This is a genomic window from endosymbiont of Ridgeia piscesae, from assembly GCF_001443665.1.
In the GTDB taxonomy this organism is placed as follows: domain Bacteria; phylum Pseudomonadota; class Gammaproteobacteria; order Chromatiales; family Chromatiaceae; genus Endoriftia; species Endoriftia persephonae.
In genome coordinates this window covers 23,335-49,804 of record NZ_KQ557141.1, presented here as the reverse complement: position 1 = coordinate 49,804, position 26,470 = coordinate 23,335, and the positions used below count along the sequence as shown (strand labels likewise).

At 59.5% G+C, this 26,470-nt stretch carries 25 protein-coding genes and 1 pseudogene; 14 read left to right on the top strand and 12 right to left on the bottom strand.

All coding sequences use genetic code 11. From position 1 onward, the window contains the following. Positions 1 to 288: 288 nt before the first annotated feature. Positions 289 to 999 (top strand): hypothetical protein, encoded by a 711-nt coding sequence (locus tag Ga0074115_RS16335; protein WP_157292770.1) that lies wholly within the window; start codon positions 289 to 291, stop codon positions 997 to 999. 124 nt (positions 1,000 to 1,123) lie between these two features. Here the strand turns inward: Ga0074115_RS16335 and Ga0074115_RS12545 are convergent, their stop codons facing one another. From Ga0074115_RS12545 to Ga0074115_RS12525, 5 genes are read right to left on the bottom strand one after another with little or no spacing between them, the layout of a single operon-like run. Next, a complete protein-coding gene (locus Ga0074115_RS12545) occupies positions 1,124 to 1,420 on the bottom strand; it encodes an acylphosphatase (RefSeq protein WP_057957289.1) in 297 nt (98 codons plus the stop codon). Beyond that, on the bottom strand, positions 1,410 to 2,183 hold the full coding sequence (locus Ga0074115_RS12540; protein ID WP_232433088.1) for an efflux RND transporter periplasmic adaptor subunit: 774 nt from the start codon (positions 2,181 to 2,183) through the stop codon (positions 1,410 to 1,412). The genes Ga0074115_RS12545 and Ga0074115_RS12540 overlap by 11 nt, the downstream gene beginning before the upstream one ends. After that, a complete protein-coding gene (locus Ga0074115_RS12535) occupies positions 2,183 to 3,499 on the bottom strand; it encodes a TolC family protein (protein WP_057957287.1) in 1,317 nt (438 codons plus the stop codon). Before Ga0074115_RS12535 ends, Ga0074115_RS12540 begins: the two co-directional genes overlap by 1 nt. After that, the gene (locus tag Ga0074115_RS12530; RefSeq protein WP_060528579.1) at positions 3,496 to 4,035 is read right to left on the bottom strand and encodes a thioredoxin family protein; all 540 of its coding nucleotides are present in this window, start codon (positions 4,033 to 4,035) and stop codon (positions 3,496 to 3,498) included. Before Ga0074115_RS12530 ends, Ga0074115_RS12535 begins: the two co-directional genes overlap by 4 nt. Before the next feature lie 9 nt (positions 4,036 to 4,044). Continuing rightward, positions 4,045 to 4,512: a TlpA disulfide reductase family protein gene (locus Ga0074115_RS12525; protein WP_006474299.1), complete on the bottom strand. Its 468-nt coding sequence runs from the start codon at positions 4,510 to 4,512 to the stop codon at positions 4,045 to 4,047. Positions 4,513 to 4,737: 225 nt separating this feature from the next. On the opposite strand from Ga0074115_RS12525, the gene Ga0074115_RS12520 reads away from it, so the two are divergent. Continuing rightward, positions 4,738 to 6,312, top strand: coding sequence for a flavoprotein (locus Ga0074115_RS12520; protein WP_232433087.1), 1,575 nt, complete (start codon positions 4,738 to 4,740; stop codon positions 6,310 to 6,312). Positions 6,313 to 6,325: 13 nt separating this feature from the next. Here Ga0074115_RS12520 and Ga0074115_RS12515 read toward each other — a convergent pair whose 3' ends face one another. Further along, a complete protein-coding gene (locus tag Ga0074115_RS12515; protein ID WP_057956277.1) occupies positions 6,326 to 7,558 on the bottom strand; it encodes a virulence factor BrkB family protein in 1,233 nt (410 codons plus the stop codon). A gap of 146 nt (positions 7,559 to 7,704) precedes the next feature. Between Ga0074115_RS12515 and arsC the strand changes: the two genes are divergently transcribed. From arsC to hda, 3 genes are read left to right on the top strand one after another with little or no spacing between them, the layout of a single operon-like run. Further along, on the top strand, positions 7,705 to 8,052 hold the full coding sequence (arsC, locus tag Ga0074115_RS12510; protein ID WP_057956278.1) for an arsenate reductase (glutaredoxin): 348 nt from the start codon (positions 7,705 to 7,707) through the stop codon (positions 8,050 to 8,052). Position 8,053: 1 nt separating this feature from the next. Then, a complete protein-coding gene (gene wrbA / locus Ga0074115_RS12505) occupies positions 8,054 to 8,653 on the top strand; it encodes an NAD(P)H:quinone oxidoreductase (protein WP_057956279.1) in 600 nt (199 codons plus the stop codon). A 7-nt stretch (positions 8,654 to 8,660) separates the two neighbouring features. Next, positions 8,661 to 9,344, top strand: coding sequence for a DnaA regulatory inactivator Hda (hda, locus tag Ga0074115_RS12500; RefSeq protein WP_057956280.1), 684 nt, complete (start codon positions 8,661 to 8,663; stop codon positions 9,342 to 9,344). A gap of 26 nt (positions 9,345 to 9,370) precedes the next feature. Here hda and Ga0074115_RS12495 read toward each other — a convergent pair whose 3' ends face one another. Then, positions 9,371 to 9,925, bottom strand: a complete 555-nt coding sequence (locus Ga0074115_RS12495; RefSeq protein ID WP_005961621.1) for a CDP-alcohol phosphatidyltransferase family protein — start codon at positions 9,923 to 9,925, stop codon at positions 9,371 to 9,373. Between the two features lie 238 nt (positions 9,926 to 10,163). Then, a complete protein-coding gene (locus tag Ga0074115_RS12490) occupies positions 10,164 to 11,297 on the bottom strand; it encodes a DUF2066 domain-containing protein (protein WP_232433086.1) in 1,134 nt (377 codons plus the stop codon). A 151-nt stretch (positions 11,298 to 11,448) separates the two neighbouring features. Between Ga0074115_RS12490 and purM the strand changes: the two genes are divergently transcribed. The 3 genes from purM to Ga0074115_RS12475 are packed head-to-tail and all read left to right on the top strand — an operon-like array spanning position 11,449 to position 13,913. Beyond that, positions 11,449 to 12,510, top strand: coding sequence for a phosphoribosylformylglycinamidine cyclo-ligase (gene purM, locus Ga0074115_RS12485; protein WP_057956281.1), 1,062 nt, complete (start codon positions 11,449 to 11,451; stop codon positions 12,508 to 12,510). Further along, positions 12,507 to 13,178, top strand: a complete 672-nt coding sequence (gene purN, locus Ga0074115_RS12480; protein ID WP_057956282.1) for a phosphoribosylglycinamide formyltransferase — start codon at positions 12,507 to 12,509, stop codon at positions 13,176 to 13,178. Before purM ends, purN begins: the two co-directional genes overlap by 4 nt. Before the next feature lie 3 nt (positions 13,179 to 13,181). After that, positions 13,182 to 13,913: a DUF3108 domain-containing protein gene (locus tag Ga0074115_RS12475; protein ID WP_057956283.1), complete on the top strand. Its 732-nt coding sequence runs from the start codon at positions 13,182 to 13,184 to the stop codon at positions 13,911 to 13,913. A 6-nt stretch (positions 13,914 to 13,919) separates the two neighbouring features. Here the strand turns inward: Ga0074115_RS12475 and dcd are convergent, their stop codons facing one another. Beyond that, a complete protein-coding gene (dcd, locus tag Ga0074115_RS12470) occupies positions 13,920 to 14,486 on the bottom strand; it encodes a dCTP deaminase (protein WP_005961609.1) in 567 nt (188 codons plus the stop codon). A gap of 256 nt (positions 14,487 to 14,742) precedes the next feature. Here dcd and Ga0074115_RS16895 point away from each other — a divergent pair, with 256 nt between their 5' ends. The 4 genes and pseudogenes from Ga0074115_RS16895 to Ga0074115_RS12460 all read left to right on the top strand — a co-directional run bounded on the left by Ga0074115_RS16895 (position 14,743) and on the right by Ga0074115_RS12460 (position 18,271). Further along, positions 14,743 to 15,042, top strand: coding sequence for a hypothetical protein (locus Ga0074115_RS16895; protein ID WP_232433085.1), 300 nt, complete (start codon positions 14,743 to 14,745; stop codon positions 15,040 to 15,042). A 19-nt stretch (positions 15,043 to 15,061) separates the two neighbouring features. Next, positions 15,062 to 17,017 carry a putative bifunctional diguanylate cyclase/phosphodiesterase gene (locus Ga0074115_RS12465; protein WP_232433084.1) on the top strand — a complete coding sequence of 652 codons (1,956 nt, stop codon included), beginning with the start codon at positions 15,062 to 15,064 and terminating at the stop codon, positions 17,015 to 17,017. A gap of 99 nt (positions 17,018 to 17,116) precedes the next feature. Next, a pseudogene (locus Ga0074115_RS17270) lies at positions 17,117 to 17,461 on the top strand (response regulator); the annotation flags it as partial. A 42-nt stretch (positions 17,462 to 17,503) separates the two neighbouring features. Beyond that, a complete protein-coding gene (locus Ga0074115_RS12460; RefSeq protein ID WP_408642716.1) occupies positions 17,504 to 18,271 on the top strand; it encodes an HD-GYP domain-containing protein in 768 nt (255 codons plus the stop codon). 412 nt (positions 18,272 to 18,683) lie between these two features. Here Ga0074115_RS12460 and apbC read toward each other — a convergent pair whose 3' ends face one another. After that, positions 18,684 to 19,775: an iron-sulfur cluster carrier protein ApbC gene (apbC, locus tag Ga0074115_RS12455; RefSeq protein ID WP_057956285.1), complete on the bottom strand. Its 1,092-nt coding sequence runs from the start codon at positions 19,773 to 19,775 to the stop codon at positions 18,684 to 18,686. A gap of 259 nt (positions 19,776 to 20,034) precedes the next feature. Here apbC and Ga0074115_RS12450 point away from each other — a divergent pair, with 259 nt between their 5' ends. After that, positions 20,035 to 21,756, top strand: coding sequence for an EAL domain-containing response regulator (locus Ga0074115_RS12450; RefSeq protein WP_082626836.1), 1,722 nt, complete (start codon positions 20,035 to 20,037; stop codon positions 21,754 to 21,756). Positions 21,757 to 21,762: 6 nt separating this feature from the next. Here Ga0074115_RS12450 and Ga0074115_RS12445 read toward each other — a convergent pair whose 3' ends face one another. Beyond that, on the bottom strand, positions 21,763 to 22,962 hold the full coding sequence (locus Ga0074115_RS12445) for a response regulator (RefSeq protein ID WP_057956286.1): 1,200 nt from the start codon (positions 22,960 to 22,962) through the stop codon (positions 21,763 to 21,765). 18 nt (positions 22,963 to 22,980) lie between these two features. Further along, complete coding sequence (locus Ga0074115_RS12440; protein ID WP_060528578.1) at positions 22,981 to 25,125, bottom strand: ATP-binding protein; 2,145 nt, start codon at positions 25,123 to 25,125, stop codon at positions 22,981 to 22,983. Positions 25,126 to 25,456: 331 nt separating this feature from the next. Between Ga0074115_RS12440 and Ga0074115_RS12435 the strand changes: the two genes are divergently transcribed. Next, on the top strand, positions 25,457 to 26,437 hold the full coding sequence (locus Ga0074115_RS12435) for a GGDEF domain-containing protein (RefSeq protein ID WP_057956775.1): 981 nt from the start codon (positions 25,457 to 25,459) through the stop codon (positions 26,435 to 26,437). Positions 26,438 to 26,470 lie beyond the last annotated feature (33 nt).

Below are 26,470 nucleotides of genomic sequence, written 5' to 3'. Positions count from 1 at the left end.
CTCCACTACATCTTTCCTTTTCTGATCACGCTGTTCTTTTATCGTAGCCATGGAAAGCAGTATACACTGCCAATACTTTCGGAACGATTAATACCAGTGGCGGCAACTCCATCACGACTCCATTTCGGATCTATTTTTTAAACAGACAGGAGAACCCTGCCGATACATTCTGCGGCTTGCCTAAACGGCCTAAACAGCCCTGCAGAGACTTTGCGCCACCCACAACTGGCGCTTATAGTAAGCCTAGCCTGAGAACAACCCGCTCAATGGTTTTACAAGGAGTAGAAGATGAAGCAAACGCTGTTGTTGTCCGCCTGCTGCGGCCTGATCGGCCTCAACTCTGCGATAGCAGACGATTACACTCCACCAGGCGGATACTACAGTGCTCCCGACGCCAGCAACGCCCCCTACAACAGTTATCAGCAACCGATCGGTGGGCAACCCCAGTCTCTCTACGGCAACCCAGGTTACGTTGCACCGCGCTCCGATTATGGCTCTGCAAACCAGGATGATAGAGGGATCCATATCAATCCGATGAATATGATGAACCGCATGTTCGGTTCATCAAATCAGCGCGATGATTACGGCCGTAACGATCGCTACTACGCACCACCCGCACAATATGATCGTGGGAATAATTACGCCCCCCCCCCCCGACTTATCAGGCACCGTTTTCAGGCTACGGATATAGCGATACCCCTGGATACGGCAACCCGCAAGACTACGGGAGTGCATCGAGCTACGGTTACACCTCGCCTCCCCAATACACCCAGCCAACCTATCCATCTCCCCAAGACTACAGCCAGCAGGGGCAGGCGCTATCTCAACAACCCGGCAGTAACCAATACGGCGCCAACATCAACACACCACCAACGCCCGTTCACCGGGCTCAAACGAGTCCCACTTGGCGCCCACTCCCTCAGGCACAACCTGCCTCTACCAGCGCATCAACTGGCCGCTACTCTCAAGACCCGCAGATACCTGGACAATTCGGCATGAAATCGATTCCAATGGTCAACGGTCAACCTGCCAAATTCCGGCCTCTCGAGACGCAGCCGAGAGCCGACGACGGGACAGTCTCCGCACAGTAGTGGCGGAGCTGGCGTCTTAGATCGAGAGGCCGCTAGCCGATAGAAAAGCCTCGGTACTCCTCGCCGAACAGGGTCTCACACACCACCGCAGTGACCTGGGCACTAGGTGGCCCCTGATGCAGCCATTCCCGCAACGCATCAACCGCCGCGGCATCGCCACAGGCCACCACCTCGACACGCCCATCCAGCAGATTTTTGGCGTAGCCGGTCAGCCCCAGCCGCTCCGCCTCGCGGCGGCTCGTAGCTCGGAAAAACACCCCCTGCACTCGGCCGGAGACATAACAACGGCAGCAGACGACCCCACCCTTTTCATTGACGCTAGTTTTCATCGAAGATCACTCTGACGGGCATACCGGCACGCAGCCCTCCCTTCTCAGGCAACCCGAACACCACCTCCACTGGATATTTCGACTCGCCACCCGCTCCTTTCACCGGCTCCAGGCCGATCCGAACGATGCGACCAGGATACTCATCCTGAGCAGCCACCACCCGGGCCTTCGCTCCCACCTGCAGGCCATGCAGCTGCTCCAGATCGAGCTGCAGTACTGCCTGCATCTCTCCGCTGGCAGCCAGCACCAGCAACGGCACAGTGTTCAAGCGATTGACTACCAGTTGCCCAGGCTGCACCAGCAACTCGACAATCAGGGCATCAAAGGGCGCTTTCAGCCGACTGTAATTCTGCTCCAGTTCAGCCTGCGCCAACTCCGCCTCTGCCTGAGCGAAGGCGGCTTCAGCCTTGGCAAAGGCGATCTCATCCAGCTGTTTTTCGTGATCGGAGAGCAGGGTGCGCTCATAGAGTTCCAGCGAGCGTTCCAGCTCCCGGCGTGCCTCTTGCCGCGTCTCTCTGACAAATTTCAGCCGGACCCGGGCTGCCTGAAGACGGGCCGCGATCGCCCGCTGCTCAAACTCCAGCAGTAGAGTGCCACGGGCCACCCGCTCCCCCTGAACCACAGGGATGCGGGCAATCCGGCCACTCACCAGGCTGCTCAGTTCGAGTCGTTTATGCCACACCACCCTTCCCTCAAAGGTTGAGGCGAGCACCATACTGCTTGCCAGCAACAACAGGCAGCCAGTCAGCAGAACCCTTTTCATCATCTCTCCCCCTCAGCCGCTTCGGCCGGCACCTGATCTGTCAGCAGCTCTCCCGCCAGCGCATCAAGCTTTGCCCAGGTCAGGGCAATATTGAAATCGTTCTGCGCCTGTTTCAGGCGGATGTCCGACTCCCGCACCATCGAATCCCCCAAGTCGCTGGAGACCTCCATCTCATAGCGGGCGCGCGCCCGATCAAGGTAGAGCTCCCGATAGTCGCTGGTGACCTCCAGCTCGATCCGTTCCGCCTGAAGCTGTTGCAGCTCCATCCACAGCTCCAGCACCGACTGTCGCAACTCCAGCTGCTTCAGCGCAAGTTCAGCACGCCGTTCGCGCAGCTCGGCCCGCCGCTGCGCCGTTTCCGCATCCACCCGCGACGCGCTAAACAGCGGTAACTCAAACACCAACGCAGCGCTCATGTCGTTTCGCCCCCCCAACTGCCGTTGGTAGACCCCTGCCTCCAGCTCACCGCGGATCACCGGATTGTCAGCAGCCTGCGCGGCGTGCAACTGCTGCTCTGCTGCACTCACCGCAGCGCGCACTGCCTTCAGGCTTGGGTTGTCCTGCAAGACCTTTTCGATCCACGGCTCCAGTTCACCTGCCTCCCGACCCAGGGCCAATGTTGGAAACTCCAGCTCTGCTGGCAGATCATCGGGACGATTCAGACTGATCGCTAGCTGTGAGCGGGTGATACGCTGACGGTTCTGGCTGGTGATCACGCGCCGGCGGCTCAACTCGAACAGCCTCTGCAGTCGCAGCACCTCGAGATCGGAGGTCTCGCCCAGCTGCTGGCGATTCTGCGACCGGTCAAAACGGATAAAGGCGATCGACATTGCCTCATTCTCCCTGGCGTACTTCAGGTCAGCCAGCAGCACCCCAAAAAAAGCCTCCATCACCTGCAGACGCCGCTGCTGGCGCAATTCCAGCAGCTCCCAGACGCGCCCCTCACGAGCCGCATCAGCCGCTGCGATGCTCTGTTCGGTTCGTCCAAAGTCATAGAGCCGTTTGCTCAGGCGCAGCTTCAACCAGCTGTCATAGTGCTCTTGATTGGTGGAATTTGGTGAAGGCTCGATGACCCGCAGGGCCGCCTCTACCCCGCCAGTCAGGTCGTCATCGGCTTCGGCACCAGCATACGCGGCCTCGGCTATCGCCAGAGCCGCCTGCAGCTGTTCAAGTTGAGGATGTTCGCCATCGGCCAGCTGCAGCGCCTGCCGCAGTGTCAGAGGCGTGGGCAGCGGCTCAGCCGCCTGCGAGAACGGAGCGCACAGGAAGACAAACAGTGCGGCGATCAGCCGGCCTCTATTCCACCGCCCGCTCACCGTCCTCTGAGTTCCTTGCGCTTCTGCCGTTTGTAGCGTGGGAAGTTGGTCTCTTTATAGGCTCCGCTGACCACAAACTCTCCCAGCCAGAGAAACTCCCGCGAGTCCTTGCTGGCGCCGGTGAAGCGCGTTATCAGCTTGCCATTGAGGTCGAAAAAGCCAAACACCGGGGTCGCCCGAACGCGGAACTGCTTGAAGGCAAACTCCTTCTCTGTGACCCGTTTCCCATTGAAATCAGTGATCTCCACATCGCCTTCGATATCGACACTGAAGATCAGAAAGTGCTGCTTGAAGTAGTCCTGTACCTCCGCCTGGTTCAATACCCGCTGTTTCATACGGTGGCAGAAGGGGCACTCGTCCATCTCGAACATGATCAGAATGCCCTTCTTACCCTCTTCCCGGGCCGTCACCAACTCTTCGCTGAAATCACCCAGTGACTGATCGAAAAAGTGCTCGCCCGGATCACGGGTAGCGGCGGCGCTATCTGCCGCAATCAACAGCCAGAACAGCAACCAGAGCAGACGAGGATTCAGCATCGCTCAGCCTCAATTGTTTTTGTCGATAAAGTTCTCGATGTCGGAAGCGGAAATCTGCCCGACCTGGCGCGCCACCACCTCGCCCTGAGGGGAGATCAGATAGGAGGTAGGCAACCCCGGCACCTTACCCAGAGCCGTATGCGGTGTGGGCTTCTGCATCAGAATCGGATAACTCAGAAATTGGTCATCAACAAAACGTCGCAGACGCTTCTTGTCGATCCGTTCCATATCGACACCGAGCACCACCGCATCTTTATCCTTGTGATTGTTGTGAAAAACCTCAAGTTCGGGCAATTCCTCCCGGCAAGGAGGACACCAGGTCGCCCAGTAGTTGACCAGCACCCATTTGCCGCGGTAGTCGGAGAGGCGATGCTGCTTGCCATCCAGCCCAGGCAGCTCGAAATCGACACCATCTGCCAGAACTAGATTCGTAAACAGCACGGTAATCAGCAAAGTTGTGAAGAGCTTTGCACTCATTTTCCCAAATTCCCCCAAAACATGCGGACTCGGTCCTGATATTCCTGGCACTCAATGTGTGACACTCATTCTCGGCATTAATTCGCTGGATTTCAATTTCATCCAGCGGACACGAAACTCAAGTTCGGCACTGGATCGCCGAACACTAGAGAGAATCAAGGTGCAAACCAGGATAGTTACCTTTTATTCGCTATGTTCAGTCTTTTCAATAATCGTGCTGACCTGATGGATCAGACACTATTCTCTGTCCCGGCCCCTGACTCGACACAGAGTCCGCTGGTTGAGACTCACCCTGGGCAGCTGCGACAGTGGGTTGCATCCCTCCCCTATGCCAGCCCGGAACGGGTTGCAGAATTTGTCATCGCCAATCTGAGCCTGCTCAACCGTCATCCCGACAGAGTCAAGGATCGTGCAGAGCTGATGGAGATCTACCGCATGCCCAGCACCCGGTTGTGCCGTATTCCAATCGGTAAAAGGGGTGCGCCAGACATACTGCAGATCCGCCGTCTGCTGACGGAGATGGCTTACGGCTACAAACACATCATCAACGAATGCCTCAACAATCGCTCCTGGCTGAAACAGCGCAAACGTCTGCTGCACAGCATCTTCTACGCCCTGAAATTCCTTGCACTGGAACAGTTTGTCGCCTTCGAAGGCTATGACTGTCGCTCCCGCAAGTCGTTAAGCGAGGTGCTCAAACTCTATGCCCTGGCAGAGCAGCAGAATCTGCATAACGAAATCATCGACGACCATGACCAGGCAGGTGACGAGACCTCAACCATCAGCCATCAGACCAAACGCATCATCCTCGTCTCACTGCTTGACCCCTGTCATCTGGAGCCGGGTGAGGCTCGTATCTGTTTCGACTTCCTCAACCAGTATGCCGGCAAGGCGAAGTTCGGCTCCGTAACCGCCACAGGTGACGCTGCGGGACGATTTGTCATCGACATGTCGGGCATGAAACCACCCCGCCCCTTCGACCCGGATATCAGCCCCAACCTCGATCCGAGACGCTATCGCCGCTTCAGCCTCACTTCGGTCAGCAAGCGCATCCACAGGGCGCAGCAAAAGATCGCCATGAATGGTGAGGAACCACCTCCAGGGCTGCAGCACCTGCCTCCGGAGGAGGCGATCCTGATCCTGCGGCGCATACTCAAGTCGTGGCACATCCAGCAACAGCGCGGGGCAGACCGGCAAAACCGACCGCGCCGGGTGGCGATCGCACTTGGCGTCACCAGCATCCACCATTATCTGCAGACCCTGGCGATCCAGAACGAATCCTCCAGCGACTCCAGCTTCTCGGTGATCCTCAATGGCAACCTAGGGGCGGACTACGCACCGCAACACAAGAGCTTCGAATGCATGCAGGTGGACCAGAGCGCCAGCGGCGTAGCACTGCAGCTGCAGCTCTCACAGAGTTCATCCCCCCAGGTGGGGCAACTGCTGCTGATCACTGCCAGCGAGGATGAGAACAGTTCTGACTGGCGCATCGGCGTGGTGCGCCGCGCCATGCGCAAGGGCAACAGTTCGCTGGAACTGGGTGTGCAATTCATCCGCGGCCATGTCAGCCCGATCACTCTGCGCACTCTGAACAAAGGCAAAGAAGAGCAGCCAGGACGACGCGCACTTTTTATTGACCGAGGACATAAGCATCGGGGGTCGGTGATCGTCTCACGCAACTCTCTCGAGCTGGACCAGGGGTACCGGGTGGATGAGCAGACCCCCGATCCAGTGATCGTGCTGATGCAATTGGCCGAGGCGACCCCAGGTTTTGCCCGCTATCGCCTGAAGGATACCTGACGCCCCATGGGGCTCACGCATAGAGATCGTCCAGCGGCTGCTGCAGCTTACTGATGAGATCTTGATCCAGTGAAGCAAGCAACTCCGCCAAACGGGGTGATTCGGTCTCCACATCACCGGCTGTCGGCAACACAAAGTGATCGGCGTGATAGAGTTCGAGCAGCGAGGTCTCTCTCAGGTCCCGCGCCAGCGCCCACCCCCTATCCTCGCTGCGCAACACCAAGTGCGCTGCCTGCAGCGCCTTCAGCGCCGCCTCGATCCGCTCCTCTCCCGCCTCCGGCTCACGCCCAGTCAGCTCCGCGGTACTCAGTTGCCCCCCTTCCCGCTGTACCTCACGCAGATAGCCGATCAAACGAAATGCAAGCAGAAAACTGGCTCCCCTTGAGTAGAACTTCTCACGCCAATTGTGCCGATAGATACCCAGGCAGTAGGTAAACTCCGCCCCCAACAGGGTTACCAGCCAGGAGAGCCAGAGCCAGATCAGAAAGATCGGGATCGCCGCCATCGCCCCGTAGATCGCCTCATAGGTGGGAAACTGGGTGACATAGAGGGCGAAGCCACGCTTCGCCGTCTCGAACAGCAGCGCTGCCAGCACGCCGCCAGCCAAAGCGTGGCGCAGCGGCACGTTGCGATTTGGCACCAGCGCATAGAGCAGGGTGAAGGCCAGTGCCGAGATCAGCACCGGCATCACCCCCAGCAGCCGGGTGCGCAGCTGCACCACCGTCGCATCCTCGATGAAGATTGGCAGGGAGACCAGATAGGAGGTGACGCCCACGCTCACCACAATCAGGATCGGCCCTAGCGAGAGGATCGCCCAGTAGACCAGGAAGGTTGCTATCGGCTTACGCTTCTTGCGCACGTGCCAGATGGTGTTGAATGCCTTGTCGATGTTCGCCATCAACATCAGCGCGACGACAAACAGAAAGCCAAAACCAACCCCGGAGAGCCGTCCCGCCTTCTGACTGAAGTTTCTCAGATGCTCCTGGACGATCTCCCCCGCCGCCGGCACAAAATTCTGGAAGACAAAGTTCTCGATCTCCGACGCCGCCTTCTCCGAACCAGGAAAGGCGGAGAAGAGCGCCAGCATCACCGTCATTAGCGGCACCAGAGAGAGCAACGTGGTATAGGTCAGGGCCGCCGTATTCTGAATCCCGCCATCCTTCGCAAAATGGTGGAACAGCAGCGAGCTGAACTGACGCAGCAGATCCAGATAACGTCTCGCCTCTGCAGAGATATTCCGGGTCATGGCCTTCCTTCCTCAATCGCGGCGGCGTCAGTATGCCACATCGCTTCTGGAGGCAAACAGCCAAGCTGTTAGAATCCGCGGTAAAAACTCACGGCCCCCTGCGGCAGAATTGCTAGAATGCCGTGCCCAATCCGAAGGAGAACCGCATGAGCCTCGAGATCTATTACAATCCCCGCTGCAGCAAATGTCGCCTGACCCTGCAACTGCTGGAAGAGAAGGGCGAAACCGCTGAGGTGATCGAGTATCTGAAGACTCCGCCTAGCCGCGAGCAGCTGGAGCAGATCCTCGACATGCTCGGCCTGCAGCCGCGTGAGCTGATGCGCAAAAAAGAGGCGGAGTACAAGGAGCTCAAGCTGGCCGACGAGGGCCTCAGCCGGGAACAGCTGATCGACGCCATGCTCACCCACCCCAAGCTGATCGAACGCCCCATCGTCATCAAAGACGGCAAGGCCGCCATCGGCCGTCCTCCCGAGCTGGTACTGGAGATCCTCTGAGATGAGTGAGATCTTGATTCTCTACTACAGCCGTCACGGCGCCACCGCCAGTATGGCGCAACAGATCGCCCGCGGCGTCGAGGAGATCGCCGGCGCCAGCGCCCGGCTGCGCAGCGTGCCCGAAGTCTCCGCTGAATGCGAAGCGGTAGCCGACACCATCCCCGATAGCGGCGCCCCCTATGTCAGCGCGGCCGACCTGGAGGGCTGCGACGGACTCGCGCTAGGCAGCCCCACCCGCTTCGGCAACATGGCGGCGCCGATGAAGTACTTTCTCGACTCCACCAGCCGGCTCTGGATGAGTGGCAGCCTAATCGGCAAACCCGCCGGTGTCTTCACCTCCACCTCCTCCATGCACGGCGGCCAAGAGAGCACCCTGCTGTCGATGATGCTGCCGCTGATGCACCACGGCATGCTGCTGCTCGGCCTGCCCTACAGCGAGACCGAACTGCTGCACACTCGCACCGGCGGCACCCCCTACGGCCCCAGCCACCTCGCCGGCAGCGACAGCAAATTGCCCCTCAGCGACGAAGAGAAAAGCCTCTGCCGGGCACTCGGCAGACGTCTCGCAGAGACCGCAAACTGCCTGAAAGGCAGCCGCTGATCCACCCATGAGCGCGCTGCAACTGCCCCTCGACATCGGCTTCCACAACACCGTCGATTTTGATGGCTATGTCGCGGGAAACAACGCCGAAGCGGTCAGCAGCCTGCGCTCTGCAAACGATCCGTTCATCTATCTCTGGGGCGAAGCAGCTGTCGGCAAGAGCCACCTGCTGCAGGCGGCCTGCCGGGCGCAACAGGAGCAGGGCGACAGCAGCGCCTACATTCCACTGCAGGAGATCAGCAGCTTTGCCCCCGAGATGCTTGACGGCATGGAGCTGCTCGAGCTGGTCTGCATCGACGATCTGGATAGACTGGCGGGGGATACAGAGTGGGAGATTGCCCTGTTCAATCTCTTCAACCGGCTGCGGGAGAACAGCGGACGACTGCTGGTCAGCGCCAGCGTCTCACCCGCCTATCTGCCGATCGAACTGCCCGACCTCGCCTCACGCCTCACCTGGGGACCCTGCTACCATCTGACCCCGCCCGACGACGCGAGTCGCCTGCAACTATTGATCCTCGGCGCTGCCAAACGTGGCCTCGATCTGAAGCCGGAAATCGCACAGTTTCTGCTGCAGCGTATCCCCCGTGACACTCGTTCGATCCTACAGCGGCTGGACCAGCTCGACCAAGCCTCGCTGGCGGCACAGCGCCGCCTGACCATCCCGTTTGTGCGGGAGATCCTCAAGCTCTGAACGGCTCCCTAGTGTTTAGCCAACTGTTAGACGTGCCACCCTTTGCGTTGTGCCTTGCGGGTCCAGACCCAGACATAGCCAATGCCGCTGGCCAGGGTGGTGGCGAGGGTGCTCCAGATCAGCACCGCCAGCAACAGCGGCGGCAGTGCCAATGGACCGGCGTTAGTCACCGTCGCCAGCACCAGCAGGATCTGCAGCAGGGTGTTCAGCTTGCTGATCAGACTCGGGTCAGCCTGCAGATCCTCGACGAGGAAATGGTAGTAGAGCCCGCCCCCCATGATCAGCAGATCGCGGAAGATCACCGCCATCACCAGCCACACTGGCAACAGGTCGAGCGCCCCCAACACCAGAAACGAGCTCATCAGCAGCGCCTTGTCGGCAAGCGGATCGAGCAGGCCGCCGAGCCGGCTCTGCCAGCCAAACTGCTTGGCAAGAAAGCCGTCCAGCCCGTCGGAGATACCGGCCACCGCAAACAGCATCAGAGCGACGCCAAACTCCCGCACAAACAGCAGCCAAACCACCGGAACGGTCATCAGGATGCGCAGAAAACTGATCAGATTGGGGATATCCCGGGCTTTCACGAGGGAGCCTCTGAACGAATCATGGGCGGCAGCCTTGCGGCCAAAATCCCCCGCTGCTGCGTTGCACCCAAGGGCATTTCCTGCGAGCAAAATCTTGGCAATGGACTCGCTATTACGCCGCACAGGGATGTGCAAGTATCGCGGAGACAGGATATCGTTGAACGACCCTGCGATTTCCGCCTTACAGCGGAAAATTTGGCCTCACAATTCTGCTCGCCCAGATTCATTCAGAGGCTCCCTAACGCAACCGATATTCCAGACTCTGCTGATCCAGGCTCAGCACCGTAGCCGCACTCTCAGCCAACGGCGCCTCAACGACCACCGGCTCCAGCACCCCGCCCAGGCGAATACCACGCCGCAACGCCTCGCGCCCGCCCTGCACCCGGGCAAGGAAGCTGACCCGATCGGGCTCCGCCTGCAGCAGATCGAGCTGTTCGATCATCACCAAGGTTTTGAGATAGTCACGCACCAGTACATAGTCGGCGAGACGTTCAACACCAGCGATACGAATACGCAGGGTGCCCGCATCCAGGGCGCCGGCTTTCGGGGCAAACCGGGCCACCAGCAGATTGCCCGCCTGCTCCACACCCTGTTGCGCCAGCTGCTGCCGGTTGGCGCCATCCGCCTGCCAGCTGCTGGCGCCCTCGGCATCGTAGAGGGTCCAGTCGGCACTCCAACTGTTGGCTGCCAGACGACGCAACCGTCCAACCAGCACCACATCAGGGAGGTAGCGCTCTGAGGCGCTGCGGATGTTCTGTTCGAACAGCCCCCAGATATCGCTACTCTGGATCGCCGTCTGGTCCTCCAGATCCATCAGAGGCACCAGCAACGGCAGACCGCGCTGCTGCGCCACCACCTGCATCGATTCGCGCAGCTCGGGCTCCATTTCCGGCTGATAGAGCGTGCGTTGCCGGCCATTATCGAAAGAGAGCCAGACCAGGGTGGAGGGGCGCTCGCTACCCCAGGCAGGCAATCCATTGTCCCGTAGCAGCCGGTTCACCGCCCGCTCATCGAAACGCACCCACAGCAGCCGATCCGGCTGCGCGGCGGCCTCCTCGGCGACAGGCTGCGCCGCGGCCTCACCAGCTGGCGGAGGCGGCAACATACGGTAACGATACTGCTGCACATAGCGCGGCGCGCGCTTCTGTACGCTGTTGAACCAATCGAAGACGAGCAGCTCCCGCTCACCGGTGGCTTTCACCAACATGCGGGCGAATGCCTCGCGGATCCCCGCTGAGCGCACTGCGGCGCTCTGCCCGGCTACCGGCACTTCGGCCTCATAGATACCCTCGACCCGTTCAGCGAACACCCGCCCCGGCAGCAGCAGCGCCGACAGCAAAAGCAGAACCCAAACGCTATGCCAGCTCATCATCTCTCTATTCCCCAATCTCTTTTCTCCCCAGCCAGGGACTAAGCCGGATTCTAGCCTGCAGCGCAGTAGCTGTCTAAACCCGCGCCGCACAAGCCAATATCTGCTAGAATCCCCCGCCATTCAACCCCCCCTGCAGCAGCGGAGCCAGAGCGTGGAACACGAGTCCAACAAGCCGTCTGAAAGCGGCCTCAGCTACCGGGATGCGGGCGTCGATATCGATGCCGGCAACAGCCTGGTGGAACAGATCAAACCGATCGTCAAACAGACCTTCCGGCCCGGTGTATTGAGCGGCCTGGGCGGCTTTGGTGCGCTGTTCGAGCTGCCGCTGGATCGCTACAGGGAGCCGGTGCTGGTCTCCGGCACCGACGGCGTCGGTACCAAACTGAAGCTGGCGCTGGCGCTCAACAAGCACGACACCATCGGCATCGACCTAGTGGCAATGTGCGCCAACGACATCGTGGTGGCCGGTGCCGAGCCGCTGTTCTTTCTCGACTACTACGCTACCGGCAAGCTGGACGTGGATACCGCCACCGAGGTAGTGCGCGGCATCGCCCAAGGCTGCAAGCTAGCCGGCGCAGCGCTCTCCGGCGGCGAAACAGCAGAGATGCCGGGCATGTATGGCGAGGGCGACTACGATCTGGCCGGTTTCTGTGTCGGTGTAGTGGAGAAGAGCAAACTGATCACTGCCGAGCGGGTCCGCCCCGGCGACAGCCTGATCGCACTCGCCTCCTCCGGCCCCCACTCCAACGGCTACTCGCTGATCCGCAAGGTCATCGAGGTAAGCGGCGCCGACCTCTCCCAGCCAATCGGCGAGACCAGCCTCGGCGAAGCCCTGCTCACCCCCACCCGCATCTACGTCAAACCCCTGCTGGAGTTGTTCGACAGGTGCGATGTGCATGCCCTGGCCCACATCACCGGCGGCGGCCTGCCAGAGAACCTGCCGCGGGTACTGCCGGAGGGTAGCAAGGCAGTGATCGACGCTGGTAGTTGGCAGATCCCCCCCGTATTTCGTTGGCTGCAGGAGCAGGGCAAGGTGGCGGAGAGCGAGATGTACCGCACCTTTAACTGCGGCGTCGGAATGGTTGTCTGCCTGCCTGCGGATCAGGCCGACGCGGCCATCGAACTGTTGCAAGCGGCGGGCGAGCAAGCGTGGCAGATCGGCCACATCGAGGCCCACGATGGCGAACCAATGGTCGAGATCCGCGAGCCGTGAATCAGGCAAACAAACCGACGCGTGTGGTGGCCCTGATCTCAGGGCGCGGCAGTAATCTGCAGGCGATCATCGACGCCGCCGGCACCAGCCTGCCGATCGAGCTGAGTGCAGTGATCAGCAACCGCGCCGATGCCCAGGGGCTTGAGCGGGCCACCGCAGCGGGCATCGCCACCGCCGTGCTAGAACACACTGACTACGCCGAACGTGAGCAGTACGATCAGGCGCTGATCGAGCTGATCGATCGCTACCGCCCCGATCTAGTGATGCTGGCCGGTTTCATGCGCATCCTGAGCCCGGCATTCGTGCGCCACTATGCCGGACGCCTGCTCAACATCCACCCCTCACTGCTACCAGACTACCGCGGCCTGCACACCCACCAGCGGGTGCTGGATGCCGGCGAGCAGCTGCACGGCTGCAGCGTCCACTTTGTCACCGAGGAGTTAGACGGCGGCCCGCTGATCGTACAGGCTCAGCTGCCAGTGGCGGCAGATGATGACGAGGCGAGCTTGGCCGCGCGGGTGCTGCAAAAAGAGCATCAAATCTACCCGCTGGCGATCCGCCTGTTTGCCGAGGGGCGACTGCGGCTCAGCGACCGAGGCGAGGTCGAGCTTGATGGCACGCCACTAACCCAACCGCTGACCTTCACCCCCGAGCAGGAGATCAGCTGAGCGATGCGCGACAGCGGCCGGCTTCACCTGCCCTGCCTGCTCGCCATTCTGCTGTCGCTCATCTCACCAACAGCCTACAGTCAACCTGCCGGGCTGCAGTCGTTCGAAGCTCACTACAGCATCAGTCGCCAGGGCATCACCCTGGGGCGACTGAAACTCTCATTACGCTTCGACTCCAGCGGCAACTACCGCTATCGCGCCAACTCCGAACACACCGGCCTGTTCAGCTGGCTACATCCGCAGCAGGTGGAGGAGCGCAGCGAGGGACACTTCGAGCAGGGTCAGGTGATCCCGCAGCGCTACCACTACCTGCGTCGTCATAGTGACGAGAAGAAGCAGATCGAGCTACAGTTCGACTGGCAGAAACGCCAGGTCACCACCTCTACCGGTGACAGCCGCTGGCGACAGCTGATCGAAACAGGCACCCAGGACAAATTCAGCCAGCAATTGGCGGTACGACTCGACCTGGCGCAGGGCAAATCGGAGATGCACTACCGGGTAGCAGACGGCGGCCGGCTCAAAAACTACTACTTCCAGTTGCGTGGCAGGGAGCGGATCAAAACGGTCGCCGGGACACTTGACTGCCTGCGGGTGGAACGACGTAAAGGGTCGGGTAAGATCGACTCCACCATTTGGTTTGCCCCCACAATCGATCACCTGCCGGTACGCATCTTGCGCAGTCAGGGTGGGGCCAAGTATCTGATGGAGTTAGAGGTATTGGTCAGCGCCCCGTGAGAGGCTTCAGGGCCGGGGCAGAGTCACACCCTGCTGCCCCTGATACTTGCCGCCACGATCCTTGTAGGAAGTCTCACATATCTCATCGGATTCAAAGAAGAGGATCTGCGCCACACCTTCGTTGGCATAGATCTTCGCCGGTAGCGGCGTGGTGTTGGAGAACTCCAGAGTCACATGCCCCTCCCAGTCGGGCTCGAGCGGGGTGACGTTGACGATGATGCCGCAGCGGGCATAGGTCGACTTGCCAAGGCAGATGGTGAGCACATTGCGCGGGATGCGCAGATACTCCACGGTACGTGCCAGGGCAAAGGAGTTGGGGGGGATGATGCAGACGTCGGATTTCACATCGACAAAGCTGTTGGCATCAAAGTTCTTCGGATCAACCACCGCCGAGTTGATGTTGGTGAAGATCTTGAACTCGCCGGCACAACGGATATCGTAGCCATAGCTGGAGGTGCCGTAGGAGATCACCCGCCCAGCAGATCCCTCACGCACCTGCTGGGGCTCGAAGGGTTCGATCATGCCATGCTCGGCCGCCATGCGGCGGATCCAACTGTCGGATTTGATACTCATCAGCTCAGACTACTCAGGCGCCTGCAATATAAAGAGCGCATCATACACAGCCCGACCCCGCAGCGCCAAACCTGGCTGGCAGTTACGCCCGACCACCCTCGATTATCCCCAGAAACCAGCAGCTCACGACAGGAACACATCTCCCAGACACACCATTCACATACGAATCAGAAGGTTGATCAACAACCTTCATTGTGCTGCTTTTATAGTAATTTCTGCTCCCGGCGCCCCTCCACCCAAACCGGACAATCACCCGATGAAGCAGCCGCCCGCAAAAAACCGAGTGCCTCCAACCGATCCGGCCACCGGTGTAAACGTCGATCAGCAGACAGAAACCGATCAGTTGGATAACCTGCTGGAACTGCAGCGGAGGATACTGGAGTCGATCACCAGCGGCTTGGAGAGTGTCACCATCCTGAATCAGCTCTGCCAGCTTATCGAGACCATCGTGCCACACTCACTGGCCTCGGTGATGTTGCTCAACCCCGAGAGCGGTCTGCTCAGGGTCGCCTCCAGCCCCATCTTTCCCGCCCCAGGCACTGCCCTATTTCGATGACATCAAGCCGGGAGAGACCATGGGCTCCTGCGGTAATGCAGCCCTCTCGGGGAAACCGGTATTCATCGACAACGCACCCGGAGACGTCCGCTGGGACGGCCTGCGGGAGGCGACTGACATGTTCCAGATCGGTTCCTGCTGGTCGTTCCCAATCCTCTCTGTGCAGCTGGAGATCCGCGGCACTTTCGCCATCACCTCACTGGAGGGCAGGGCCCCTGACGCCTTTCAAACCCGCCTGCTGGAGACGGCCTCTTGGCTCGCCGGCATCACCCTGCGCAACGAGGAACGCGAGGAGCGCCTGTTGCAGTGGAGCACCGCTGTGGAAAACTCCTCAGAGGGGATGATGATCACCGATGCCCGAGGCAATATCCTCGACGTAAACAGCGCCTTTTGTGTGATCACTGGTTATACGGCGCAGGAGACCCCGGGATGCACCCCACGCATCCTGCGCTCTGGCCGGCACGACGAATCGTTCTATCAGGCGATGTGGACCGAGTTGAAACAGACCGGTCGCTGGCAGGGAGAGATCTGGAACCGGCGCAAGGACGGCGAGGTTTACCTGGAGTGGCTGAGCATCAGCCAGATCGCCAACGATGCGGGAGAGATCCAGAACTACGTGGCGGTATTCACCGACATCAGCAGCATCAAGGAGTCGGAGCGCCAGCTGTTCCATCTAGCCCACCACGACCCCCTGACCCGCCTGCCCAACCGATTGCTACTCAATGCCCGTCTGGAGCACCTGATCGATCAGGCCCGGCGCAACATACACTCTATCGCCTTGATGTTCCTCGACCTAGACCGCTTCAAAAACATCAACGACTCCCTCGGCCATGCCCTGGGCGATCAGCTGCTGATCGAGGTCGCCCAGCGTCTTAACGGCCGAATCCGACAGCAGGATACACTGGCTCGCCTCGGCGGGGACGAGTTCGTGGTGATCCTGGATCAGCCCGGAGGCACCTCAGAGATCGCCAATCTGGCCCAGGTCCTGATCGACGCGCTGGATCAGCCCTTCAGCCTCGGTGGAGAAGAGGCGTTCATCACCACCAGCATCGGCATCAGCCTCTACCCAGACGACGCCACCGAGCAGGAGACCCTGCTGCGCAACGCCGACATCGCCATGTACCGGGCCAAGGAAGAGGGACGCCACCGCTACACCTTCTATACCCCAAGCATGACCCGCCATGTACAAGAGCGCCATACCCTGGAGAACCAGCTGCGCCGCGCTCTGGAGCGGGAGGAGTTCGAACTCTTCTACCAGCCCCAAGTGGAGGCCAACAGCGGTTGCATTGTCGGCACCGAGGCCCTGCTGCGCTGGCGCCATCCACAACGGGGACTGATCTCCCCGGAGCAGTTCATCCCGATTCTGGAGGAGACTGGATTGATCGAGGACGTGGGCCGCTGGGTTCTGGAACATGCCTGCATACAGACAGTCACTTGGCAGCAGACAGGCCTGCCGGGGATTCGCATGGCTGTCAATCTCTCCCGGGGGCAGATCTCCTCCACCTGCCTTGGACAGCAGCTGCCCCAGATCCTGCAACACACGCGCATGGACCCGACTCGGCTGGAGCTGGAGATCACCGAACACAACATCATGCAACGGCCAGACACGGCAGTTGATATCCTGCATGGTCTGCGGGAACTGGGAGTGATGCTGGCGATCGATGGCTTTGGCACCGGCTACTCCTCCCTCGCCAAACTCAAACAGCTGCCGGTCAACTGCCTCAAGATCAATCGCTCCCTGGTGCGGGACATCAGCGTTGATTCCGAAGACGAAGCAATCTGCCGCGCCGTGGTCGCCTTGGGCCACAGCCTCAACATAAAGGTGATTGCCGAAGGGGTCGAGAACGAATCCCAGGCTGGGTTCCTGCGCACCATCGGCTGCGACGAACTGCAGGGCTTCCTGTTCAGCCGTCCGCTATCGGCCAAAGACTTCACACAATTATTGCAGGCGCCGAAGGCAGAAAAGACCGACTAGCAGACTGTTCGTAAGCTTGGCTCAAGGAATCAATTCCAGAGGCCGATAAGGTAACAGACCCTGAGTAACGACCTCAGAGACCGTTCACCGAGGTAAAATATGGCCCCAAAACTTCCGGAGAAAGTGTTACTCGTCGATGACGATCGCAACCTGCTGGACTCATTCCGCCGCCAGTTTCGCAAAAGATTGAACTTGGTCACCGCTGTCAGCGGCGGTGATGCACTGCAGGCGATCCAGGACGACGGCCCCTTTGCAGTGGTGGTCTCGGACATGCAGATGCCTAACATGGATGGCGTAGAACTGCTCACCAGGGTCCGGGTAGCCGCTCCCAACACCGTTCGCATCATGCTCACTGGCAACGCCAACCTGGAGGTGGCCCTAGGCGCCATCAACCAGGGCCACATCTCCCGTTTTCTCAACAAACCGGTGGAGGTCCCCGAACTCTACGAGGCGATAATCGACGGCATCCAGCACTACCGGCTGGTGATGATGGAAAAAACGCTGCTGAATAAGACTCTGAAGGGGGCAGTGAACCTGCTCACCGATATCCTCAGCCTGGTCGATCCCGACTCCTTCAGTCAGGCCTCCCGCATCAAACGCCACGTCGACACCATGCTCAAGAGCCTGGGGCTGCAAGACACCTGGCATTTTGAGCTGGCCGCGCTGCTCTCTCAGATTGGGCATATCACCATCCCCCGCGAGATCTTGGAAAAGGTCGCCAGCAACGTCCCACTCACCACCAAGGAGGCAGCTCTCTACAAAACCCATCCGGAGATCGGCAGCCGCCTACTACAGCACATCCCCCGGCTGGAGACTGTGGCGGCCATCGTAGCCCATCAGGAGGCGGAGGATGAGATGGAGAAGATCAGCAAGCACCTCTCTCAGGAGGATAAAATCACCCTTGGCAGCCATCTGCTGAAGGTCGCCATCGCCTATGACAAACGGATCACTGCTGGTATGGACGAGGATCAGTCCCTGACCGAGCTAAAAGACGAGCCCACCCGCTACGCACCGGCCCTGGTAGAGGCCCTGGCCGCCGGTGAGGGCAGCAACAAGCAGGTGGAGATCATGCATCTGCCCCTGGCCAAGCTGCACTCCGGCATGATTCTGGATCAGAATATCCGCACCCAGGCCGGCACCATGCTGGTCGCCCGAGGCCAGGAGCTAAGCCAGCCGATCCTGCTGCGCCTGATCGCGGCGGAACACAACGACGTCATCCATGGCCCCTATCGGGTGGTGAACGTCAGGGAGTAGCCCAACAATGTTCTCCAATGAACGCTTGTTCCTTGCACCGCTGAACTTGCTCATTCCATAGGGACGACAGGACGAGTGCGCAGAGATCTCAGCTCCCGGCGACCTGTCACCTCAGAATCTTCCACCTATTTGTTTTCAGCTTCAGGTTCGCTTTGCCACAAGGGCAGACTTACGTAAAACGTCGCCCCCTCCCCATCCTCTGTTTCGAGGGACGGAAATGGGGGACATTGGTCTGTTCAAACACAAGGAGATCAGCACCAAGTCGTTTGCAGTGGCTTACGAGAAACAGTCTTTGGACGAACCGCGCTTGGAGTTCTGGGAAACCTACGAATGCTGAACCCAAGGTACGAGTCCATGTAAGAGGCTCCTCAACTAACCCCCCCGCATTGCGCGGGGGTCTTTTCGAACAACCTTAGTTATTTTGAATCACGATGTTGGGGAACTTGGCCGCATAGTCCTTGGCCTGCAGCGAGAGCTTGGCCGCCGTCTTGCGGGCGATCTCGCGGTAGATCTGGGAGATACGCGCCTCGGGCTCGGCCACCACAGTGGGCTGGCCGCCGTCGGTCTCGGCACGGATGCGGGTGTCCAGCGGCAGCGCACCTAGCAGATCCACGTGGTACTGATCCGACATGCTCTGGCCGCCGCCTTCGCCAAAGATGTGCTCCTCGTGGCCGCACTTTGAGCAGATGTGGGTGCTCATGTTCTCCACGATGCCAAGCACTGGCACCTCCACCTTCTCGAACATCTTCAGACCCTTGCGGGCGTCGAGCAGGGCGATATCCTGGGGGGTGGTAACGATCACCGCGCCGGAGACCGGCACCTTCTGCGCCAGGGTCAGCTGGGTGTCACCGGTGCCCGGGGGCAGGTCGATCACCAGGTAGTCAAGGGCGTCCCAATTGGTATCGTTGAGCAGCTGTTCCAGCGCCTGGGTGACCATCGGGCCGCGCCAGATCATCGGCGTCTCCTCGTCGATCAGGAAACCGATCGACATCGCCTGCACGCCGTGACCGGTCATCGGCTCCAGGCTCTTGCCGTCCTTGGAATCCGGCTTACCCTCGATACCCAGCATGCGCGGCTGGGAGGGACCATAGATGTCGGCATCGAGCACGCCCACCGTGGCGCCCTCTTCGACCAGCGCCAGCGCCAGGTTGACGGCGGTGGTGGACTTGCCGACACCGCCTTTGCCAGAGGCAACGGCGATGATGTTCTTGATGTTGTCGATCGGTTTCAGCGCCTTCTGCACCGAGTGGGCCACCACCTTCCAGGTCACCTCGACCTCGACGGTGGCAACGCCCTCCAGCGCCTCAACCTGTGCCTTCACAGCGGTTTCGATATCACCGACACACCCCTTCGCCGGGAAGCCCAGCTCCACGGAGATCTTGACCTTGTCGCCATCCACAGCGATGCTCTTCACCGCCTTGGCGCTCACTAGGTCTTTGTTCAGGTGGGGCTCAAGATAACCCTTGATCGCCTCGTTGATCTGATCTTGCGTCACTTCTGACATCGCTGTTACTCCTACCACCGAGCGACCAGAGCGCCCGGACTATTCAAAGAAATGGGGATGGCGGCAGATTCTACACCATTATCGGGAAAAGTTACCAAGTAATTTGCTGGGTTTTATCCCATAAACGACTGATCGGAGCATCTGCCAAGACCCGCAGAAAACCTCGGAAGATGACGGCAATCTCTGCGGGTCAAACTACCCCTGCCGGCCAATCTTTAAAGATGCGCTCAGAAACACCGTTAATACAGATATGCAAGACATGACGAAAAGGATCCTGATCGTCGACGATGACCCCGGCCTGCTCGCGGGCATCCGCCGCTCACTGGGTCGACGCTACGATCTGGAGTGCGCGGAAAGCGCCAAACGCGCCCTTGAACTGATCCGCCAGGGGAAACGGTTTGCGGTCATCCTGACCGATATGCGCATGCCGGAGATGGACGGCATCGAACTGCTGAAAAAGGTGCAACAATTAAGCCCGGAGACGGTACGTCTAATGCTGACCGGAAATATCGATCAGCAGACTGCGGTCGATGCGCTCAACCAGGGACGGGTGGTGCAGTTTCTCACCAAGCCCTGTCATTCCGACACGATTGCGGCGGCCTTCGATGAAGGGTTGAAGATCCACGCCCAACAGCACAAACGCAAGACGCACCAACAGCAGCAGATTGCGGAGATTGAGAAGCTCAACAACAAACTTGCCTATCAGACCCATTTCGACCCGCTCACCGGGCTGGCAAATCGTCAGTCATTTCACCATTCACTCGATTCGGCGCTGCAATCGGCTCGCCAGGAGCAACGCCAACACACCTTGGGATTCCTTGACCTGGACCACTTCCATCTAATCAACGACAACTGCGGCTTCGCCGCCGGCGACCAACTGCTGCGCCATATCGGGCAGATCCTCGCCGCCTACTTTCACAACGGCGATCAGGTGTCGCGTCTCTCTGGCAACAGCTTTGGATTTCTCCTCATCGACAGCCCATTCAGCGAGGCGGAAGCACGCGCCCATGAGCTGCACGACCTCTTCACCCGCCAGCCATTCCGCTGCGAGGGCAGACAGTTCAACATCGCACTCTGCATCGGCTTGATCCCGGTTAACCAGGCGAGCGAGTCCGCCTCCAGGCTACTGGCCATGGCAGAGACCGCCTGCCATGTCGCCAAAGATTCAGGACGCAACCGGATCCATGTCAGCAGCCCACAGGACAGCGAACTGACCAGTCGGCTCAACGATGCAGAGTGGGTCAGCCGGATCGAGCAGGCACTGCACGGGGAGCAGTTTCTGCTCTACCAGCAGACCATAGTGCCCAGCATGACGCGAGCCGATCAGACATCCCATTTCGAGGTGTTGCTGAGGATGAAGGGAGAGGATAGCCAGATAATCCCGCCCGACAGTTTTCTCAACGTTGCCGAGAGCTTCAACCTCTCACCGCAGATCGACCGCTGGGTGATAGAACACTGCTTCCACTGGCTGGCAGCCCACCCAGATATCCTGCAACGGTTAGGCCACTGTGCGATCAACCTCTCCGGGCTCTCGATCGGCGACAATGGACTATTCGACTTCATTCAGGCCTGCGCCCGGGAGAGCGCAATTCCAGCAGAGAAGATCTGCTTCGAAGTCACCGAAACCGCCGCCATCGCACAATTCCAACTGGCCAGCGAATGGATCGAGGCGCTGCGGGAGATCGGTTTTCGCTTCTCACTCGACGACTTCGGCACTGGCCTCTCCTCTTTCGCCTACCTGAAGAACCTTCCGGTGGATTTTCTCAAGATCGACGGCAGCTTCGTGCGCAACCTGCATCGAGACCTGGTCGACCGGGCGATGGTCCAATCGATCAACGAGATCGGCCACACCATGGGCAAACAGACCATCGCAGAACGGGTGGAGAATGAGGCGATCGCACAAATCCTGAGAGGGATTGGCGTGGACTATCTGCAGGGCTACCTCTTTGCCAAACCCGCGCCCATCGAGCAACTCGCCTGAAGCAGATCAGGGATCGATCTCATCCAACAGTGTTGCCCAGCTCTCCAGCCGCTCCTCCTTGTCCACCGCCGTAAGGTACTCCAGGTCGATAGCATTCGCTAACGACTTCACCTGACTAGCCTGATTGACCAGCCCGCTGGCCACATGCACCAGGCTCAACACACCGAATACTACCTCCCGCTGCTGCCCCGGATGATTGTGGAAAGCCACCGCCTCCACCACCGATTCTGGCAGGCCCCACAGACCGAGCAGATAAGCACCCACGGCCCCATGACTGGTGCCAAATGCTGCCTGCTCAATAGCATCGACCTGATCCGGTTCGGCGGCGACAGCATCAAGCATCTGCTGATACTCAGCCGGGAGATTCACTGCCAGGATCAGCTTGCCAATATCATGCAGCAGCCCAGCCAGCAGGCAATCCTGCGCCATCTGCTTAGCGACGCCTTCCGCCTCAGCCATCTGCCGCGCCAGCCCTCCAACCCGTGAGCAGTGCCGCCAAAGCGCCTCGATGGAAAACCCCTTTACCGGGAAGCGAATATCATCGTATTGGCTGAAGATGCCGATCGAGAGCACCAGCGACTTGAGGATATCGAGCCCCAGCAGCGAAGCCGCGTCATGGGGGCTGGAGACATGCCGCCCCAGGCCAAAAAAGGCGGAGTTCACCAGCTGCAGGGTCTTGGCGGTCATCGCTGGATCTTGTTCGATCAGATCTCCCACCTGACGCACAGAGGCATTCGGATCAGCTAACAGTTGCATCATCTCCATATAGAGCGCCGGCATGCTCGGCAGCGACTGCATACCGGAGATCAGCGACTTGATCTTTTCACTGCCCAGCAACTCACGCAGCGAGAAAGCCCGGGCCAATACCCGTTTCAGGACATCGACCTCACAGGGTTTGTTGAGATACTGATGCGCCGGCCCCACCGAACGCATGATGGTCTCCTGATCAGAGTGACCGGAAAGCACGATCCGCACCGTATCCGGATGTTTTTCCGCCAGCCGGTTGAGCAGTTCACCACCGTCCATGCCCGGCATCCGCATATCGGTGACCACCGCATCAAAATGGGTCTGATCGATCAGCTCCAAGGCATCCCTGGCACCGTCACAGAAGGCCATCTGCCACTCTGCTCGCTGCGTGCGCAGACTACGTCTAAGCCCGGCCAAGACATTGGGTTCGTCATCCACAAACAGGATCTGTTTTTTCATCCCCACCTCAATCAAGAGCTAACTGGCATCTGAACTTAGCGGCAGACGCACGATAAAAGTTGTGCCCTCGCCAGCACGCGTTTCAAAGTTCAACTCACCAGCATGATTATCGACGATAATGCGGTGACTCAGCGAAAGCCCCTGGCCGGTGCCGTGCCCCACCTCCTTGGTGGTAAAAAAGGGCTCGAAGACATGCGCCTGGGCCGCTTCGGGGATACCGGTGCCGGAATCACTGATGCGCACCACCGCCCAGTCACCATCAACCCGCGAGGTGATCCGGATCACCCCCTTTTCGGTACTCGATTCACCCAGCTTCTCGGTGATCGCATGGGCCGCGTTGACGATGATATTCAGGATCACCTCGTTGAAGGGGCCGGGGAAACAGAGTACTTCGGGCATCCCGGGGTCGAGGTCCATCTCCAGTTCAGCATGATATTTCCACACGTTGCGGGTAACGATGGCGGTGCTTTCGATCGCCTTATTGATATCGGTGAGACTCTTCTCCTCCGCCCCCGGGTGGGAGAACTCCTTCATCGCCCGCACGATCTTGGCAACCCGATCGATGCCCTCCAGGGACTGCGAAATCGCGGCGGGGATCTCCTCATGAAGATAGTCGAGATCAACCTCCTCGATACGCTCTTCAAGCTGCGCCACGCTGACTGGCTCAACCTTGCCTTTGCCCGCTTCATCCAACAACTTACGGCTATCGCTGATGACTTCAGCCAGATCGTTAAAGGAGTCCTGCAGAAAACGCACATTATCCCCCACATACTGGATCGGGGTGTTGATCTCATGGGCGATACCCGCCGCCAGCTGACCGATCGACTGCAGCTTCTGTACCTGCTGCACCTCACTGTCGAGCTGCTTCTGCTCGGTCACATCATCGGCGATCAACAGATAACCGGCCTGCGCACCGGCGGCATCGATAAACGGGGTTGCCGAAACTGAAAGCAGGCGATTGTCCCCCCGGGGGGTTTGGTAACGCACGTCAAAGCGCCGGGTCTGCTTGTGGTCACTCTGGCAGATGAGGATATTGCGCGTCACCTCCGCCCAGTCCCAGGGGATACGGCTCTTGACGATCGGCAGCCCCACGGACTCCTGTGCAGAGAGACCAAAAGCCGCCTCTGCAGCCTGATTCCAGTGGGTGATCTGATCATGGTTATCGACCCCGATCAGGATCGAATTGATGGAGGCCAGCAGGCGACTATTCTGCTCATGAGCCTGGACCAGCTGCTGCTGGGTTCTGATCCGTTCGATGATACCTGCCAAGGTATCGGCTACGCCGTTGAGAAACTCCTCCTCCTCTTTGCTGCGGCGATGACCATGATCCAGATAGAGCACGATTACGCCCAGCAGGCGCTGCTTCGACATGATCGGCACATTGTAGTGACCGTGGGGCTGCATTCCATCAAAACCGATCGTATGGCGCTCATCAACACAGCTGGCAAACAGCAGTTTGCGCTGTTCAGCCGCCATCCCGCAGAGACAATGACCATACTCCACCTCCTGACAGAGCGACTGGATCTTTGGATTGAGTTGGTCCTGTGCCACAAGTCGCAACTGGCGGGCCGACTCGTCAGCCAGAAAGATCCCGCCACGATGCTGGATCTCTGCAAACGGAGCCGAAAGGATAATCTGCAGCGCCTGCTCCAGCATCGGCTCCAACGGCAGCGCTTTCTGCGACAAGCGCAACAGGGCGTTCAGCACATGGTGGGTGCGGCTGCGCTGGTGTAAGGCTCGATAGGTATGGGAGCGGAGGATTGCATAGTTCACGATCCGGCTGAAGATCTGGCTGGTCATCACCCCCATGTAGAGGCAGTCATCCGCCCCGCCCCGCACCCATTCAAGCGCCAGATAATCATCTGCATATTTACTCATGGCGATGATCGGCGCATAGGAGAAGGCACCACGCAACTCAGTTATGGCCTGCGGAGAGGGTAGATCGGCGACGCCAATGTCGAGCATGATGATGTCGAAATGGACATCACGGATCCGTTTCAATGCATCCGAGACCAACTCCACGCTCTCACAGACAACCGAGAGATCCGTTTGCATCTGTTGCAACAAGACGGTCACTTCAGCAACGCTATCAGGATCATCATCAACCACCAGCACACGTAGACGTGCGGCATCAACATCCCGTTTATCTGCACTCTCTGCCATGTTTCTCTCTACACTGTAGTCCCGCGGGTAGATACCGATTAGCCCGGCTCGTGAGCTGTCACCCGATCAAAGCATCACTCACCTATCAACTATCGACCTCTATCGACTTCCCTTTAAATCCACCCAGCTTTGCAGGTACCCTGCCTGCCCATTCCACATTGTGTGGCCGATCACCCTTGCACAACCGCCGCTGGCCGCGCATCCCCATTTCTGATATTAGGGGTAGAACAAACCAGCCCACAGGGAAGTCAAAACGGCGCAAGCGAAGCCCACCTCAGGGGACCGGGCCAACAATGAAACGATCTCCGAAAAACCGGAGGAGCGATTGCAGATGGGGAACAACGCACCACCAGCCCGGCTGCCGCCCAGCCTTCGCAGCTTGTTACTGTTGCTACTGAGCCTGGCGGCACTGCCTGCTGCAGCAACCCTGCTCCCGCCCGGCAGCATCAGCGGACAACCCAACAACCACCGCGCCGACCAGTTCCCCAGCGCTGCAGACCCATCCCAGCAGCTGGCCGACAGCAACTGGCCCCAGCTCACGCGCATCATCCTGCAGGGGCTCGATTCGATCACACCGGAAGAGACCCACGCCCTCTACAGTCGCGCCATTGATCTGCAACATGCCCAGTGGTGGCCCGAACAGCAGTTTTTCCTGCGCGCCGTTGCATTGCTTGGCATCCTGTTTACGTTGACAACCCTGATCGCCAATCGCCGCCTGCAACACCGCCTGGCCACCCAGACCAATACGCTCAACCAGCAACTTTCAGAGCGAAACCAGCTCGAGCATAAACTCCGTCAGCTCAACACCACAGACACCCTCACCGGCATCCTGAACCGTCACTCCACCCTGGAGATCCTGCGCAAGGAGCTTGGCCGCCACCACCGATATCGCTCCCCGCTCTGCGTTGCCCTGTTTGATATCGATCACCTCAGCCGGGTCAACGGCAGTTTTGGACACACCGCCGGCGATAGCGTCCTGAAACAGCTGGCGGGCATATTCACCAGAGAGTTGCGGGAGCTGGACACCTTTGGCCAGATCGGTGGCGAAGAGTTTCTCGCCATCCTGCCGCAGACAAAAACACCTCAGGCAGAACGGGCGGCAGAACGCATCCGTCGCGCCGTGGAACAGATGCAGGTGCGAATCGACACCGGCCAGCGGCTGCGATTGACCGTCAGCGTCGGAGTCGCCAGCGCCGATCCAGCTATCCGTCAGATTGAAGAACTGCTGCAGCAGAGCGCACTCGCCATGGCCGCCGCCAAGCAACGCGGACGCAACCAGGTCGCCATCTTCGAGCCCGTCCTGGCAAACTAAGGCCAAAAACCCACTCGAAAACTGGGCTTGAAG

Bases quoted from the DNA above. Each gene is read 5' to 3' on its own strand.
- wrbA (WP_057956279.1), top strand. From the start codon at position 8,054: ATGAGTGAGATCTTGATTCTCTACTACAGCCGTCACGGCGCCACCGCC.
- arsC (WP_057956278.1), top strand. From the start codon at position 7,705: ATGAGCCTCGAGATCTATTACAATCCCCGCTGCAGCAAATGTCGCCTG.
- Ga0074115_RS12515 (WP_057956277.1), bottom strand. From the start codon at position 7,558: ATGACCCGGAATATCTCTGCAGAGGCGAGACGTTATCTGGATCTGCTG.
- Ga0074115_RS12435 (WP_057956775.1), top strand. From the start codon at position 25,457: ATGGGGAACAACGCACCACCAGCCCGGCTGCCGCCCAGCCTTCGCAGC.
- Ga0074115_RS12525 (WP_006474299.1), bottom strand. From the start codon at position 4,512: ATGAGTGCAAAGCTCTTCACAACTTTGCTGATTACCGTGCTGTTTACG.
- Ga0074115_RS16895 (WP_232433085.1), top strand. From the start codon at position 14,743: ATGAAGCAGCCGCCCGCAAAAAACCGAGTGCCTCCAACCGATCCGGCC.
- hda (WP_057956280.1), top strand. From the start codon at position 8,661: ATGAGCGCGCTGCAACTGCCCCTCGACATCGGCTTCCACAACACCGTC.
- Ga0074115_RS12475 (WP_057956283.1), top strand. From the start codon at position 13,182: ATGCGCGACAGCGGCCGGCTTCACCTGCCCTGCCTGCTCGCCATTCTG.
- Ga0074115_RS12460 (WP_408642716.1), top strand. From the start codon at position 17,504: ATGATGGAAAAAACGCTGCTGAATAAGACTCTGAAGGGGGCAGTGAAC.
- dcd (WP_005961609.1), bottom strand. From the start codon at position 14,486: ATGAGTATCAAATCCGACAGTTGGATCCGCCGCATGGCGGCCGAGCAT.
- Ga0074115_RS16335 (WP_157292770.1), top strand. From the start codon at position 289: ATGAAGCAAACGCTGTTGTTGTCCGCCTGCTGCGGCCTGATCGGCCTC.
- Ga0074115_RS12520 (WP_232433087.1), top strand. From the start codon at position 4,738: ATGGATCAGACACTATTCTCTGTCCCGGCCCCTGACTCGACACAGAGT.
- Ga0074115_RS12440 (WP_060528578.1), bottom strand. From the start codon at position 25,125: ATGGCAGAGAGTGCAGATAAACGGGATGTTGATGCCGCACGTCTACGT.
- Ga0074115_RS12450 (WP_082626836.1), top strand. From the start codon at position 20,035: ATGACGAAAAGGATCCTGATCGTCGACGATGACCCCGGCCTGCTCGCG.
- Ga0074115_RS12530 (WP_060528579.1), bottom strand. From the start codon at position 4,035: ATGCTGAATCCTCGTCTGCTCTGGTTGCTGTTCTGGCTGTTGATTGCG.
- Ga0074115_RS12445 (WP_057956286.1), bottom strand. From the start codon at position 22,962: ATGAAAAAACAGATCCTGTTTGTGGATGACGAACCCAATGTCTTGGCC.
- Ga0074115_RS12545 (WP_057957289.1), bottom strand. From the start codon at position 1,420: ATGAAAACTAGCGTCAATGAAAAGGGTGGGGTCGTCTGCTGCCGTTGT.
- Ga0074115_RS12540 (WP_232433088.1), bottom strand. From the start codon at position 2,183: ATGAAAAGGGTTCTGCTGACTGGCTGCCTGTTGTTGCTGGCAAGCAGT.
- Ga0074115_RS12490 (WP_232433086.1), bottom strand. From the start codon at position 11,297: ATGATGAGCTGGCATAGCGTTTGGGTTCTGCTTTTGCTGTCGGCGCTG.
- Ga0074115_RS12465 (WP_232433084.1), top strand. From the start codon at position 15,062: ATGGGCTCCTGCGGTAATGCAGCCCTCTCGGGGAAACCGGTATTCATC.
- apbC (WP_057956285.1), bottom strand. From the start codon at position 19,775: ATGTCAGAAGTGACGCAAGATCAGATCAACGAGGCGATCAAGGGTTAT.